14 protein-coding genes are annotated in these 14,457 nt (G+C 72.1%); 2 read left to right on the top strand and 12 right to left on the bottom strand.

Annotation, left to right across the window (positions count from 1 at the left end):
- From OQ968_RS22540 to rimP, 4 genes are all read right to left on the bottom strand, one after another.
- The coding region (locus OQ968_RS22540) for a translation initiation factor IF-2 N-terminal domain-containing protein (protein ID WP_324681612.1) at positions 1–632 on the bottom strand (632 nt) is incomplete at its 3' end.
- A 78-nt stretch (positions 633–710) separates the two neighbouring features.
- Positions 711–953, bottom strand: coding sequence for a YlxR family protein (locus OQ968_RS22535; RefSeq protein ID WP_324681611.1), 243 nt, complete (start codon positions 951–953; stop codon positions 711–713).
- A gap of 172 nt (positions 954–1,125) precedes the next feature.
- On the bottom strand, positions 1,126–2,181 hold the full coding sequence (gene nusA / locus OQ968_RS22530; RefSeq protein ID WP_324681610.1) for a transcription termination factor NusA: 1,056 nt from the start codon (positions 2,179–2,181) through the stop codon (positions 1,126–1,128).
- A complete protein-coding gene (gene rimP, locus OQ968_RS22525) occupies positions 2,181–2,702 on the bottom strand; it encodes a ribosome maturation factor RimP (RefSeq protein WP_324681609.1) in 522 nt (173 codons plus the stop codon). The genes nusA and rimP overlap by 1 nt, the downstream gene beginning before the upstream one ends.
- A gap of 207 nt (positions 2,703–2,909) precedes the next feature.
- Between rimP and OQ968_RS22520 the strand changes: the two genes are divergently transcribed.
- Both OQ968_RS22520 and OQ968_RS22515 read left to right on the top strand, forming a co-directional pair.
- Positions 2,910–3,446: a hypothetical protein gene (locus OQ968_RS22520; protein WP_324681608.1), complete on the top strand. Its 537-nt coding sequence runs from the start codon at positions 2,910–2,912 to the stop codon at positions 3,444–3,446.
- On the top strand, positions 3,443–3,889 hold the full coding sequence (locus OQ968_RS22515; protein ID WP_324681607.1) for a ferritin-like domain-containing protein: 447 nt from the start codon (positions 3,443–3,445) through the stop codon (positions 3,887–3,889). Before OQ968_RS22520 ends, OQ968_RS22515 begins: the two co-directional genes overlap by 4 nt.
- 4 nt (positions 3,890–3,893) lie before the next feature.
- On the opposite strand, the gene OQ968_RS22510 is transcribed toward OQ968_RS22515, so the two are convergent.
- The 8 genes from OQ968_RS22510 to mqo all read right to left on the bottom strand — a co-directional run bounded on the left by OQ968_RS22510 (position 3,894) and on the right by mqo (position 14,448).
- Entirely contained in the window at positions 3,894–5,642 is a 1,749-nt protein-coding gene (locus OQ968_RS22510) for a proline--tRNA ligase (RefSeq protein ID WP_324681605.1), read from the bottom strand.
- Between the two features lie 54 nt (positions 5,643–5,696).
- On the bottom strand, positions 5,697–7,289 hold the full coding sequence (locus OQ968_RS22505; protein ID WP_324681603.1) for an MFS transporter: 1,593 nt from the start codon (positions 7,287–7,289) through the stop codon (positions 5,697–5,699).
- A 33-nt stretch (positions 7,290–7,322) separates the two neighbouring features.
- A complete protein-coding gene (cobA, locus tag OQ968_RS22500) occupies positions 7,323–8,546 on the bottom strand; it encodes a uroporphyrinogen-III C-methyltransferase (protein WP_324681601.1) in 1,224 nt (407 codons plus the stop codon).
- Positions 8,543–9,952 (bottom strand): cobyrinate a,c-diamide synthase, encoded by a 1,410-nt coding sequence (locus tag OQ968_RS22495; protein WP_324681617.1) that lies wholly within the window; start codon positions 9,950–9,952, stop codon positions 8,543–8,545. Before OQ968_RS22495 ends, cobA begins: the two co-directional genes overlap by 4 nt.
- Before the next feature lie 73 nt (positions 9,953–10,025).
- A complete protein-coding gene (gene cobO, locus OQ968_RS22490) occupies positions 10,026–10,649 on the bottom strand; it encodes a cob(I)yrinic acid a,c-diamide adenosyltransferase (protein ID WP_324681600.1) in 624 nt (207 codons plus the stop codon).
- A gap of 15 nt (positions 10,650–10,664) precedes the next feature.
- Positions 10,665–12,500, bottom strand: coding sequence for a magnesium chelatase subunit D family protein (locus OQ968_RS22485; RefSeq protein ID WP_324681598.1), 1,836 nt, complete (start codon positions 12,498–12,500; stop codon positions 10,665–10,667).
- On the bottom strand, positions 12,497–12,967 hold the full coding sequence (locus OQ968_RS22480) for a GNAT family N-acetyltransferase (protein ID WP_324681596.1): 471 nt from the start codon (positions 12,965–12,967) through the stop codon (positions 12,497–12,499). The genes OQ968_RS22485 and OQ968_RS22480 overlap by 4 nt, the downstream gene beginning before the upstream one ends.
- Positions 12,964–14,448, bottom strand: coding sequence for a malate dehydrogenase (quinone) (gene mqo / locus OQ968_RS22475; RefSeq protein WP_324681594.1), 1,485 nt, complete (start codon positions 14,446–14,448; stop codon positions 12,964–12,966). Before mqo ends, OQ968_RS22480 begins: the two co-directional genes overlap by 4 nt.
- Positions 14,449–14,457: the final 9 nt, after the last annotated feature.

Raw genomic sequence — 14,457 nt, 5'->3', positions numbered from 1 at the left:
CCACCGGCGCGGGCCGGGCGACCCTGCGCCGCGGCCCCGCCGGGACGGGGCGGCATGCTGCCCGGCGACACCCCCGGGCGGGGCATCCCGGGCCGGGCCGCGCCGGGACGGGGCGCGGGCGGACGGGGAATGGGGCGGTCGACGGGTTGCGCCGACGAGAACGGGTTGTTGCCGACGCGCGGGGTGCGCACGCCGGGCTTCGGCGCCGGACCGGGACGCGGCCCCGGCGCCATGCCCTGGGTCGGCTGGCCGGGGGCCGGGCCTGCAGGCTGACCCGGGGGCGGCGCGGGCCGTCCGGGCGCCTGGGGCGCCGGCGCTTCGGCCGTCGCGGCCGGGGAGCCCTGGGCGACGGCGTCGGCACGCTTGGCCGGCGCGCCGGCCTCACCGTTGCCGACGGACTTGTCGATCCCCTTGTCGGCGGCCTTGGCCGCCTTGGCGGGAGCCTTGGCGGCCTTGTCGGCGGCGGGCTTGCCCCCGCCGAACGATTCGCGCAGCCGGCGGGCGACCGGCGCCTCTACCGTCGACGACGCGGATTTGACGAATTCGCCCTGTTCATTCAGCCGGGCGAGGACTTCCTTACTGGTGACACCGAGTTCCTTGGCCAACTCGTGTACGCGGGCCTTACCTGCCACTACATCTCCTGTCTATGAGGCGACAGTCGTGGGCCGGCCGCGCCTCGGGTTTAGCTATGACGCATTGTCATCGGGACTTCACGGTGTGCTCATGTTCTTTGCTGCCTCTTCTGTTGCCGGGTCGGGCGCACTGAGCAACTCTACGTGCTCGACCACCGCGGATGTATCCGGTGCACCGGTGATTCGCAGCGCTTTGGTGAAAGCCCGCCGCCGAATCGCCTGTTGGACGCACTGCGGTACGGGATGCAGCCATGCACCCCGCCCCGGCAGGCTACTCCCCGCGTCAACGATCACGGCGTATTCGCCGTTCCCGGTCGACACGGCCACCACGCGAAGCAGTTCGACGGCCAGCTCTCGCTTTCGGCACCCGACGCACGTTCGCACAGGTCCACCTGGGTGTCGGTGCGCCCGTGTGCCGGGGGCCGAAGGCTCGCGCTGAATCACGGCTCAGTGTAGCCGCACCGGACCGACGGCCAGAACCGGCCGCGGGGCGCTAGCGGTCGTGTGCCATCGGGTGGCTGGCGCCGTGTTCGGGCTGGTTCTCCGCGTGCCCCGCGGAGGCGGCGGGCGAATCGCCGCGGATGTCGATGCGCCACCCGGTCAGCCGGGCGGCCAGCCGCGCGTTCTGGCCCTCCTTGCCGATGGCCAGCGACAGCTGGAAGTCGGGCACCACCACCCTGGCGGCCCGGGCGGTCTGGTCGATCACCGACACCGAGACCACCTTGGCCGGCGACAACGCGTTGGCCACGAACCGGGCCGGGTCCTCGTCGTAGTCGATGATGTCGATCTTCTCCCCGGACAGCTCGCTCATCACGTTGCGGACCCGCTGGCCCATCGGGCCGATGCAGGCGCCCTTGGCGTTCAAACCGGGGACGTTGGAGCGCACCGCGATCTTGGAGCGGTGGCCGGCCTCGCGGGCCACCGCGACGATCTCCACCGACCCGTCGGCGATCTCGGGGACCTCGAGCGAGAACAGCTTGCGCACCAGATTGGGGTGGGTCCGCGACAGCGTGATCAGCGGCTCCCGGGCGCCGCGGGACACCCCGACGACATAGCAGCGGACCCGGTTGCCGTGCTCGTAGCTCTCGCCGGGGACCTGCTCGGCCGCCGGAATGACGCCCTCGGAGGCCTTGGTCTCGGTGCCCATCCGGACGACGACCAGGCCGCGGGCGTTGGCCCGGCTGTCGCGCTGGATCACCCCCGCGACGATCTCGCCCTCGCGGGTGGAGAACTCACCGTAGGTGCGCTCGTTCTCGGCGTCCCGGAATCGCTGCAGCATGACCTGGCGCGCGGTGGTGGCGGCGATGCGGCCGAACCCCTCCGGGGTGTCGTCCCATTCGCTGATGAGGTTGCCGTCCTCGTCCAGCTCGCGGGCGATCACCCGGACGACACCGGTCTTGCGGTCGATGTCGATGCGCGCGTCGTTCTGGTGACCCTGGGTGTGCCGGTAGGCGGTGAGCAGCGCGGATTTGATCGTCTCGAGCAGTTCGTTGACCGAGATGCCCCGGTCCACCTCGATCGCGTGCAGCGCGGCCATGTCGATGTTCATCAGCGCCGCTCCTTCTCAGCCAATCCAGCCAGCTCCAGCTCGGCCCGAGCCGGTTGCGAAAACTCAACCTGGACAACGGCTTTCACGATGTCCGCGAGCGGGATCCGGCGCACCGCCCAGTCGCGCCCGGCGCGGACCACCAGCGCCAGCGTGTCGTCGCGCGTCTCGCCGACGCGCCCGGTCAGCCTCGATCCGTCCGCCAGCGCGACCTCGACCTTGCGGCACCGCGCCCGGCGGAAGTGCTTCGCGCTGGTCAGCGGGCGGTCCACGCCCGGCGAGCTGACCTCCAGCACGTAGCGGTCGCGGATGTTTTCCAGGCCGTCCAGCAAAGCCGACGCCGACCGCGACAGGGTGGCGATGGTGTCCAGGTCCGGGGCGGTGTCGCCGTCGGCGACCACGCTGATCCGCGGCGGGCGCGCGCGGGTGTCGATGACCACGTCTTCGATCTCGTAGCCGGCGCGCGCGAACTCTTCACCGAGTAGCTCGATCACCTGCGTCTGCGAAGGTAGCCCGGTGGTCACGGCGAGCTCCTCATCTTGAGTTGTCCGGTCATCTGGTCGGATGTCGTCGACTTATTAGGATCCGAGCGGCTTCCGGTGTCCCGGCGGAACCCCCCGTTCCACGAGAACCAGCTATCAACGATACGCCAGGAATCGGGTCTGACGGCGCGATCGCGTGGTCAAGCTCCTCCCGGCTTGCAGCCCTTCAACCAATGGCAGGATGTTGCTGTGCGCAGCGCAATACCCGTCACCAATCGGCGGGGTGTGCTCGCCGGCGGCGCGGCCATCGCCGCGCTCGGGGTGGTCGCATCCGCCTGCGGCGAGCCCCCGCCCAAGCCCCCGGCCGTCGAGGAGCTGCTGGGGCCGCTGGACCAGGCCCGGCGCGACAGCGCGCTGGCCGGTGCCGCCGCCGCGGCCGTCGGCAACCCGCCGCAGATCGCCGCCGCGCTGACGGTGGTGTCCACCCAGCGCGCCGCGCACGCCCGGGCCCTGTCCACCGAGATCGCCCGGGCGGCTGGCAAGCTCGCGTCCTCGTCGAGCGAGACGCCCAGCCCCAGCCCGCCCCCGCCGGGGGCGCCGGCACCGCCACCGCCGCCACCCCCGCCGCTGGCGGACGTGGTCAACGCGCTGCGCGCCTCGGCCGAGAGCGCCAACCGGTTGGTGGCCACCTCGTCGGGCTACCGGGCCGGGCTGCTCGGCTCCATCGCCGCCTCCTGCACGGCGTCCTACACGGTCGCCCTGGTGCCCGCGGGGCCGACACCGTGACCTCCGGCAAGGACGCCGACAACGCGGCGCTGTGCGACGCGCTGTCCGTCGAACACTCGACGATCTACGGCTACGGCATCGTGTCCGCGCTGTCGCCGCCCGGCGTCAACAACCTGGTGGTGGAGGCGCTGCAGCAGCACCGCCAACGCCGCGACGACGTGATCGCCATGCTGACCGCCCGCAAGGTCAACGCCCCGGTCGCGGCCGCCGGCTACCAGCTGCCCATGCTGGTGGGCAGCCCGGCGGACGCGGCGCGGCTGGCCGTGCGGATGGAAACCGACGGCCAGACCGCGTGGCGCGCCGTCATCGAGCACGCCGAGACGGGCGAGGACCGGGCCTTTGCCTCGACGGCGCTGACCCAGGGCACGGTGCTGGCCGCCCGGTGGAACCGGGTCCTGAACGCCTGGCCCATCACGACGAGCTTCCCCGGCGGCAACGAATAGCCTGCTACGGCCTGACGGCCGCCACGATGTCGACGGCCAGCGACGTGCCTGCCGCCAGCTCCCGGGTCTGTCCGGTGAAGCGGTCGCGCAGCTCCACCACACCGTCGGCCCAGCCGCGCCCCACCACGACGATCCAGGGCACGCCCAGCAGCTCGGCGTCCCTGAACTTGACCCCCGGCGACGCCTGGCGGTCGTCGAGCAGCACCTCCAGCCCCAGCCGATCCAGGTCGCCGGCCAGCGTCTCGGCCCCGGCGCGGGCCTCGGCGTCCTTGTTGGCGATCACCAGGTGGACGTCGAACGGCGCGATCGACGACGGCCACCGCAGGCCCAGCTCGTCGTGCTGCTGTTCGGCGACGACGGCGACCAGCCGCGACACCCCCAGCCCGTAGGAGCCCATGATCAACCGCACCGGTTTGCCGTCCTCGCCGAGCACATCGACGGTGAACGCATCGGTGTACTTGCGGCCGAGCTGGAAGATGTGCGCGATCTCGATGCCGCGCGCCATGACCAACCGGCCGGCGCCGTCGGGCGACGGATCGCCCTCGCGCACCTCGGCGGCCTCGATGGTGCCGTCGGCGGTGAAGTCACGCCCGGCCACCAGTCCCACCACGTGCCGGCCCGGCTCGTCGGCCCCGGTGATCCAGCTGGTGCCGTCCACCACCCGCGGATCGACAAGGTAGCGAACATCGTTGTCCCGCAACGCCTTCGGCCCGATGTAACCCTTCACCAGAAAGGGGTACTTGGCGAAGTCGTCGTCGTCGAGCAACTGGTAGTCGGCGGGCTCCAGCGCGGCGCCCAGCCGCTTGTCGTCGACCTCGCGGTCGCCGGGCACGCCGATGGCCAGCAGCTCCCAGTCGCCGCCGGGCGGGCGGACCTTGAGCATGACGTTCTTCAGCGTGTCCGCGGCGGTGACCGTGCGGCCCAGGTCGGCCTCGTTCGCCCAGGCCACCAGGCTGGCGATGGTCGGGGTGTCGCCGGTGTCGTGCACCACCGCCTCGGCCAGCCCGTCGATGGGCGCCGCGTCGGGGCGCGGGGTGATCACCGCCTCGACGTTGGCCGCATAGCCGGACTCCGGGCACCGCACGAAGGTGTCCTCACCGGCCGGGCTCTCGGCCAGAAACTCCTCCGAGGCGCTGCCGCCCATCGCGCCCGACAGCGCCGACACGATGACGTAGCGCAGCCCGAGCCGATCGAAGATGCGCCGGTAGGCCTCCCGGTGCGCGTGATAGGACGCCTTGAGCCCGTCCTCGTCGATGTCGAAGGAGTACGAGTCCTTCATGACGAATTCCCGGGCGCGCAGGATGCCGGCGCGGGGCCGCGCCTCGTCGCGGTATTTGTTCTGGATCTGATACAGCGTCAGCGGAAAATCCTTGTAGGAGCTGTACTCCCCCTTCACGGTCAGGGCGAAGAGCTCTTCGTGGGTGGGGCCCAGCATGTAGTCGTTGCGGCGGCGATCGCGCACCCGGAACACGCTGTCGCCGTATTCGGTCCAACGGTTCGTCGTCTCGTACGGCGCGCGCGGCACCAGGGCCGGGAACAGGATCTCCTGCGCGCCAATGGCGTTCATCTCGTCGCGGACGACGCGTTCGATGTTGCGCAGCACCCGCAGGCCGAGCGGCAGCCAGCTGTACAGCCCGGGCGCGACGGGCCGGATGTATCCCGCCCGGACCAGCAGCTTGTGGCTGGCCACTTCGGCGTCGGCGGGGTCGTCACGCAGGGTGCGCAGGAACAACTCGGACATCCGGGTGATCACAGCGGGCCAGCCTAACGGGTGGGTCCGGACGTGCGGTGCGGCGCGGGTCGGCGGCTACAGCTCGCCGGCGTCGATGGCGTCCTTGACTTCCTGGGCGTGCGCGACCTGCGCGGGGGTGTAGCCGATGAATAGCGCCGCGCCGCCCACGATGACGGCCACCCCGGCCACCCACAGCAGGCCGTAGGTGTAGCCGTGGTCCAGCGCGTGCAGCTGCGCGTCATTCATGATCTTCACCGGGCCGGTGGTGCCGCCCAAGTACAGGGTGCGGGACGTGATCACCGCCTGGATGACCGCCAGCACCAGCGGGCCGCCCAGGCTCTGCAGCATCAGTGCGATCGCCGACACGGGGCCGATCCGGTCGAAACCGACGCCGGCGATCGCCGACAGGGTCAGCGGGACGACGGCCATGCCGATGCCGATTCCGCCGACGACGATGGGCAGCACCAGGTTCGGGAAGTAGGGCACGCCGCGGCTCATGAACGCCCAGCCGTAGATCATCGCCCAGAACAGCAGGATCCCGCCGCCGATCGTCAGCACCCGGGGCGAAAACCGCGACACCAGCTGCGACGAGACACCCAGGCCGATCCCCATCGCGATGACGAACGGGATGAAGCCGACGCCCGCGCGCAGCGCGCTGTAGCCCAGGATGTCCTGCACGTACAGGCCGATGCTCACGGTCAGGCTGAACATCAGCCCGCCCGCCAAGAAGATCGCGATGAACGTGACCAACCGGTTGCGGTCGCGGAACAGGTCGAAGGGCACGACGGGGTTGTCGGCGGTGCGCTCCACGATGGCGAAGGCGATGGCGGCGGCCACGGCCACCGCGCCCGAACCCATGGTGGTGACCGAGACCCAGCCCTTCTCCGGGCCCATCGAGAAGGCGAACACCGCGGCGGTGCACGCCAGGGTGGCCAGCATCGCCCCGGCGGCGTCGAGCTTCATCCGCTCCCGGTTGGTCTCGCGCAGCGCGGTCCGGGCCAGGTAGATCATCACCAGCCCGATCGGCACGTTCACCAGGAACGCCAGCCGCCACGACACCTCGGTCAGCGCCCCGCCCACGACCAGGCCCATCACCGAGCCGATCGCGGTCATCGCGGCGAACACGGCCGTGGCGGCGTTTCGCGCCGGACCCTTGGGGAAGGTGGTCGCGACGAGCGCGAGGCCCGTCGGCGATGCGATGGCCGACCCGATGCCCTGCGAGAGCCGGGCGATGACCATCGTCGCCTCGTCCCACGCCACGGCGCACAGCACCGAGGAGATGGTGAACAGCGCGACGCCGACGATGAAGGTGCGCTTGCGCCCGATGGTGTCGCCGAGCCGGCCGCCGAGCAGCATCAGCCCGCCGAAGGTGAGCACATATGCGGTGATCACCCAGCTGCGGCTGGCGTCGGACAGGCTCAGCTCGTTCTGAATCTTAGGAAGCGCGACGATGGCGACGGTGCTGTCCATGGTCGCGAGCAGCTGCATTCCACCGATCGCGATGACCGCCGCGATGAAGCGATAGGAGGGCAACCACGCGGGATAATACCTGCTCATACGTGTTGAGGCGGTCTCCACCGGGCGCTCCGCGCGCACCGGGGCCGGACGATCGGGGCGCGCGGATGCCAAATTCCGGACCGCACGCTCTGCGTCGTTGAGAGCCGTCATATCGGGTTACCTTACAGTAATCTTAATGATCCTTTAAACGCCGAACGCCGCCACGGGCCCGATCACGATGATCGCGGGAGGTCGAATACCCTCGGCGCGAATCTTCTCGGGCGTGTCGGCAAGCGTCGACCGCAACGTCTGCTGGGCGGCCGTCGTTCCGTGCTGGACCACCAGCACCGGCGTATCCGCAGGTCTACCCCCTTTTATCAGAACTTCGACGAAGAGCTCGATCCGTTCGACCGCCATCAGCAAAACGATCGTGCCAGACATTGCTGCCAGCGCATCCCAATTCACTAACGATTCGGGATGGCCGGGCGCGAGATGGCCGCTGACCACCACGAACTCGTGATTCACCGCCCGATGCGTGACCGGGACGCCGACCAGGGCCGGCACGGCTATGGCACTTGTCACACCCGGCACCACCGCGACGGGGATCCCGGCGTCGGCGCACGCCAGCACCTCCTCATAACCGCGCGCGAACACGAAGGGGTCGCCGCCCTTGAGGCGGACGACGAAGTTGCCGGCCCTTGCCCGGTCGATCATGACGTCGTTGATCGCGTCCTGGGCCATGGCCCGCCCGTACGGGATCTTCGCGGCGTCAATGACTTCCACGTGCGGCGGCAGCTCGGCGAGCAGTTCGGGCGGCGCCAGCCGGTCGGCGACCACCACGTCGGCCTGCGCCAGCAGGCGGCGGCCGCGGACGGTGATCAGCTCGGGGTCGCCGGGGCCGCCACCGATCAGCGCCACCCCTCCGCGCACGACGTCGGAGCCCTCGGAGCCCTCGGCGCCTTCCGGGGTTTCCGGGATGATCCCCCGCTGCAGCGCCTCGCGGATGGCCGACCGGATCGCCGCCGACCGGCGGTGCTCGCCGCCGGCGAGCACCCCGACCGACAGCCCCGCGTAGCTGAAGGACGCCGGGGTCACCGCGGTCCCCTCGACCGCGATGTCGGCGCGCACGCAAAAGATCTGGCGCCGGTCGGCCTCGTCGACCACCGCGGCGTTCACCCGGCCGTCGTCGGTGGCCGCGATGGCGTACCAGGCGCCGGCGAGGTCGCCGTCGCGATATTCGCGCAACGACAACGTGATTCCGCTCATCGCCTCGACGGCGCGGGTGGCGCTGCGGGAGATGACGTGGACGTTGGCGCCGCTGGCGATGAGCAGCGGCAGGCGGCGCTGGGCGACCGTGCCGCCGCCCACCACGACGACCTTCTTGCCGGCCAGCCGCAAGCCGACCAGGTAGGGGTTCTCGTCGGTCACCGGGCAAGCCTATGGCGTGTGGCGGCGTGCGCGACGAAGCGCGTCACCGCCTCCGGCGTGGCGGCCGGATGGGTGTGCAGGTACGAGGCGTGCACGCCGCCGTGCACGGCCCCTTCCCGCGCCGCGTCTTTCGCGTGGTTCGCGCCGCGGTACGCCCACGCCGGCTGGTAGCCGTCGGCGAATAGGACTGCGGTTCGGTGGAATTCGTGCCCGACGACACGCTGCCCGGCGCGATACAGCGACGAATCCGCGACGGCGACGGCGTCGCGATAGGCCAGCGTCAGCCGCGGGGTGAACCGCGCCGATCCGGCCAGCACGCCGCACATCGGGTGCCCGTCGAGGTCGTCGGCCAGATAGGTCAGCCCGGCGCATTCGGCGTGCACCGGCGCCCCCGCGGCGGCGAGCTCCCTGATCTGGGTGCGCGCGACGTCGTTGGCGGACAGCTCCGCGGTGAACTGCTCGGGGAAGCCGCCGGGCAGCAGCACCGCGTCGGTGCCGCCGGGCAGCGGGTCGGCGAGCGGGTCGAACTCGACCACGTCGGCGCCGGCGGCGCGCAGCAGCTCGGCGTGTTCGGCGTAGCCGAAGCTGAACGCCTTGCCCGCCGCCATCGCGACGACAGCCCGGCCGACGGGGTGCCCGCCCGGCGCCGGGCCCACCGCCGCGGCGGGATCCCACGGCGCGTCGGCGGTGCTGATTCCGGCGGCCGCCGCCACGGCGGCCACGTCGATGTGGCGGGCGACCACGGCGGTCAGCGCGTCGACCGCGAGGCGCGCGCGTCGCCCGTGCTCGACGGCGGTGACCAGGCCCAAATGCCTTGCCGGCAGCTCCAATTCGGCCGTTCGCGGGACGGCGCCCAGCACCGGGACGCCGGCATGCTCGCAGGCCTGCGTCAGCACGTGCTCGTGTCGGTCCGACCCGACCCGGTTGAGGATCACGCCGGCGATGCGGGTCGCGGGGTCGAACGTCGAAAAGCCATGCAGCAGTGCGGCGATGCTGTGGCTCTGCCCGCGCGCGTCGACCACCAGGAGCACCGGGGCGCCCAGCAGGCCGGCGACGTGGGCGGTGGAGCCCGCCGCCGGGGTGGCCGCGCCGCCGGCCGCGGCCGGCCCGATCCGCCCGTCGAACAGTCCCATCACGCCCTCGATCACCGCGATGTCCGCGCCGCCGGCACCGTGGGCGTACAGCGGCCCGATGAGCCGTTCCCCCACCAGCACCGGGTCGAGGTTGCGGCCGGGCCGTCCCGCGGCGAGGCTGTGGTAGCCGGGGTCGATGAAGTCCGGGCCCACCTTGAACGGCGCGACGGCGTGCCCGGCCCGGCGCAGCGCCCCGATCAAACCCGTTGCGACCGTGGTCTTTCCGCTGCCCGACGCGGGCGCGGCGATGACGACGGCGGGGACCGTGTTCACCGCGAGCGTCCCCAAGATGCCACGCAACACGGCGTGTCGCCGTACGGATGAGCGCGCTCGCGGCGGTTGGGGATCACCATTCGATGCCCTTTTGGCCCTTGCGGCCGGCGTCCATCGGGTGTTTGACCTTGCGCATCTCGGTGACCAGGTCGGCGGCCTCCACCAGCCGCGGCGGGGCGTCGCGCCCGGTGATCACCACGTGCTGCTGCCCGGGCCGGGCCAGCAGCGCGTCGACCACCTGGTCGACGTCGACCCAGCCCCACTTCATCGGATAGGTGAATTCGTCGAGCACATAGAAGTCGTGGCGCTGCGCGGCCAGCCGCCGCGATATCTCCGCCCAGCCGTCGGCGGCCGCCGCCGCGTGATCGGCCTCGCCGCCCGCCCTGCGCGACGTACGCGTCCAGGACCAGCCGCTGCCCATCTTGTGCCATTCGACGGCGCCCCCGACCCCGTCCCGGTCGTGGGAGCGGCCGAGCTCACGGAAAGCCGCCTCCTCGCCCACCTTCCACTTGGCGCTTTTGACGAACTGGAACACCGCGACGTTCAGCCCGGCGTTCCACGCCCGCAACGCCATCCCGAACGCCGCGGTCGACTTGCCCTTGCCGTCGCCGGTGTGCACGGCCAGCAGGGGCGCGTTGCGCCGCGCCCGGGTGGTCAGGCCATCGTCGGGCACCTGCAGCGGACGGCCTTGTGGCATGGGCGATTACCTCTCTCAGGCGACGCTGCGCACGGCCCGCGTCAGATGGTCGGCGTGCAGCTGCTCGAGCCGCACCACCGGGGCGCCCAGCCGGCGGGCCAGCTGACCGGCCAAACCCAGCCGCACGTAAGACGTTTCGCAGTCGACGACCACCGCCGCCGCGCCCTCGGCGACCAGCCGCGCCGCCGCGGTTGCGCTGCGGCCCAACGGGTCCGGCCCCGCGGTGGCGCGGCCGTCGGTGAGCACCACCACCAGGGGGCGGCGCGCGCGGTCGCGCGCCCTCTCCCGGACGATCAGCTCGCGCGCGGCCAGCAGGCCCTCGGCCAGGGGCGTCTTGCCGCCGGTGTCGAACCGACCCAGCCGCCGGCCGGCGATGTGTGCGCTCGACGTCGGCGGCAGCAGCAGCCGCGCCTCGCGCCCGCGGAAGGTGATCACCGCGACCTTGTCCCGGCGCTGATAGGCGTCGCGCAGCAGCGAGAGGGTGGCGCCGCCGACGGCGGCCATGCGGTCGCGAGCGGCCATCGAGCCCGACGCGTCCACCACGAAGATCACCAGGTTGCCCTCGCGCCCCTCGCGGATGGCCCGGCGCACGTCGTCCGGGCCCGGCCGCAGCGGCCCCGCTCCGGCGCGCTCGGCGGCCGAGAGCAGGGTGGCGAACAGGTGCAGCCCGTGCGCGGTCGCCTCGTCGCCGTCGGCGGCCGCCACCACGCGGCCGGTCGCGTTGCGGGCCCGCGACCGTCGCCCCGGCGCCCCCTCGCCGAGGCCCGGCACCCGCAGCGCCCGGGTGCGGAAGGTCTGCGACGGCGCCGCGCTGGACTCGGGCGGCCTCGGCACTGACGGCGAGGCCTGTTGCGGGACAGGGTCATTGGCGGACTGGCCGCCGCCCGGCGGGTCGGGCTCGGGATCGGGCTCGGGTTCGGGTTCGGATTCGCCGGCCCGCGCCAGGGCCTCGTCGAGCTGGTCGCGGTCGATGCCGGGATCGTCGAAGGGATCGCGGCGGCGCCGGTGCGGCAGCGCCAGCTCGGCCGCCACCCGGATGTCGCGCTCCTCGACGGTCCCGGCGCCGCGCCACGCGGCGTGCGCGGCGGCGGTGCGGGCCACCACCAGATCGGCCCGCATGCCGTCGACGTCGAACGCCGCGCACAGCGCCGCGATGCGCCGTAATTCGTTGTCCGGCAACACCACATCGTCGACGAGGGCGCGCGCGGCCGCGATCCGGCGGGCCAGCTCGGCGTCGGCCTCGGCATAACGCTCGGCGAACGCGTCCGGGTCGGCCTCGTAGGCCATCCGCCGCCGGACGACCTGCACCCGCGTGTCGACGTCGCGCGACGCATGCACGTCGACGGTCAGGCCGAACCGGTCCAGCAGCTGCGGACGCAGCTCGCCCTCCTCGGGATTCATGGTGCCGATCAGCACGAACCGTGCCTCGTGGGAGTGCGAGACGCCGTCGCGTTCGATGTGCACGCGTCCCATCGCGGCGGCGTCGAGCAACACGTCGACCAGATGGTCGTGCAGCAGATTCACCTCGTCGACGTACAGCACGCCGCCGTGCGCGCGGGCCAGCAGTCCCGGCGAGAACGCGTGCTCGCCGTCGCGCAGCACCCGCTGCAGGTCCAGCGAGCCGATCACCCGGTCCTCGGTTGCGCCGAGCGGCATTTCGACCAGGCCGGCGCCCGCGCCGCCCGTCGCCGCGGACAGCAGCGCGGCGAGCCCGCGCACCGCGGTCGACTTGGCCGTGCCCTTCTCGCCGCGGATCAGCGCCCCGCCGATCTCCGGCCGGACGGCGCACAGCAGCAACGCGAGCCGCAGCTGATCGTGCCCGACGATCGCGCTGAACGGATAGGGCTTCACGGCTGCGCCACCGGGCCGGAGCCGGGCCGCAGCATCGGTACGTGCGGCACCCCGTCGTCGACGAAATCGTCACCGTCACGGACGAATCCGTGCTGGGCGTACATGTCCGCGAGATAGGTTTGCGCGTTGATCCGGCACGGGTAGTCGCCCACCTCGGCCAGCGCGGCCCGCAGCAGCCGGGTGGTGTGACCCTGGCCCCGCGCCGCGCGTTTGGTGCACAGCCGCCCGATCCGGAACGCCTTCTCGCCTCCGGCGTGCTCCTCCATCAGGCGCAGCGTACAGATCACCTCGCCGTCGGGTGTCTCCAGCCAGAAGTGCCGGGTCTCGGCGAGCAGGTCGCGCCCGTCCAGCTCCGGGTACGGGATGGCCTGTTCGACGACGAAGACCTCGACCCGCAGCCTGAGCAGCTCGTAAAGGGTCGGGGCGTCAAGGTCTTTGGCCCAGCTGCGGCGCAGCGATTCCGTCATGAGTCCCCCAAGCGCAGCGCCTTGGTGCCCCACGACCACACCTCGTCGTACAGCGCGGGCTCGCGGGACAGCTGCGCCCCCAGCGACGGCACCATCTCCTTGAGCGTCGGCAGCCACGACTGGTAGCGGCCGGCGAAGCAGCGCTGCAGCACGTCGAGCATGGCCGGCACGGCCGTCGACGCCCCCGGCGAACCGCCGAGCAGGCCCGCGATGGTGCCCTCGGCGTCGCTGCACACGGTGGTGCCGAAGTCGAGCACCCCGCCCCTGCGCCGGTCCCGGCGGATCACCTGCACCCGCTGGCCCGCCGTCGTCAGCTCCCAGTCCGAATCCACGGCGGCGGGCGCGAATTCGCGCAGCGCGCGCATCCGGTCGGGGCCGGACAGCCGCAGCTGGCCGATCAGGTAGTTGATCAGCGTCCGGTGCGTGACGGCGACACCGAGCATCGAGAGCGCGTTGTCGGGCCGGAACGACCGGGGCAGGTCGGTCAGGTGGCCGTGCTTGAGGAACTTCGGCGACCAGCCCGCGTAGGGCCCGAACACCAGCCACGGCCTGCCGTTGACGAACCGCAGGTCCAGGTGCAGCGCCCCGAGCGGCGGGGCCCCCGGCGCGGGAACGCCGTACACCTTGGCGCGGTGCGCGGCCGTGAGCGCGGGGTTGTCGGCGCGCAGGAACCGGCCGCCGATGGGGAAGCCGGCGAAGCCCCTGACCTCCTTGATGCCCGACCGCTGCAGCAGCGGCAGGGCGTCGCCGCCGGCCCCGGCGAACACGAATTTGGCGTTCAGGCGCCGCTTTTCGCCGGTGCGGCGGTTGCGGATCAGCAGCGTCCAGCCGCCGTCGGACCGACGGGTCAGGTTGGCGACCTCGTGGCCGAACAGCGCGGTCGCGCCGCCCTGCACGCAAAAGCCGAGCAGCTGTCGGGCCAGCGCGCCGAAGTCGACGTCGGTGCCGTCGGCGGCCCAGTTGAGCGCGACCGGCTCGGAGAAGTCGCGCCTGGCGGCCATGAACGGCAGCCGGCGGGCGAATTCGTCCGGGCCGGTGATCAATTCGGTGCCGGCGAACAGCGGGTTGCCGGACAGCGCCCGCTGACGCCGGCGCAGGTAGTCGACCCCCTCGGCGCCGCGGACGAAGCTGACGTGCGGGACGGCGGTGACGAAGCCGGGGTCGGCCAGGATGCCGTTCTCGACGGCGTACGCCCAGAACTGGCGGGTCACCTGGAATTGCTCGTTGACGGCCACCGCCTTGGTGATGTCGATGCGGCCGGCGCGCTCCGGGGTGTAGTTCATCTCGCACAGCCCGGCATGCCCGGTGCCGGCGTTGTTCCACGGGCTGCTGCTCTCGGCGGCGGCGGCGTCCAGCCGCTCGATCAGGGTGATCGAGGCGTCCGGCTCCAGCCGCCGCAGCAACGCGCCGAGCGTGGCGCTCATGATGCCCGCGCCCACCAGCGCGACGTCGGTGCGCGCGGTTGTGGCTAGCCCTGACACCGTCCCAGG

The organism is Mycobacterium sp. 663a-19, from assembly GCF_035616495.1.
Taxonomy (GTDB): Bacteria; Actinomycetota; Actinomycetes; order Mycobacteriales; family Mycobacteriaceae; genus Mycobacterium.
Note: the sequence above shows the minus strand (reverse complement) of the source record. Positions and strands in the feature narration are given on the sequence as shown.

Bases quoted from the DNA above. Each gene is read 5' to 3' on its own strand.
- nusA (WP_324681610.1), bottom strand. From the start codon at position 2,181: ATGAACATCGACATGGCCGCGCTGCACGCGATCGAGGTGGACCGGGGC.
- OQ968_RS22505 (WP_324681603.1), bottom strand. From the start codon at position 7,289: ATGACGGCTCTCAACGACGCAGAGCGTGCGGTCCGGAATTTGGCATCC.
- cobO (WP_324681600.1), bottom strand. From the start codon at position 10,649: ATGCCACAAGGCCGTCCGCTGCAGGTGCCCGACGATGGCCTGACCACC.
- OQ968_RS22480 (WP_324681596.1), bottom strand. From the start codon at position 12,967: ATGACGGAATCGCTGCGCCGCAGCTGGGCCAAAGACCTTGACGCCCCG.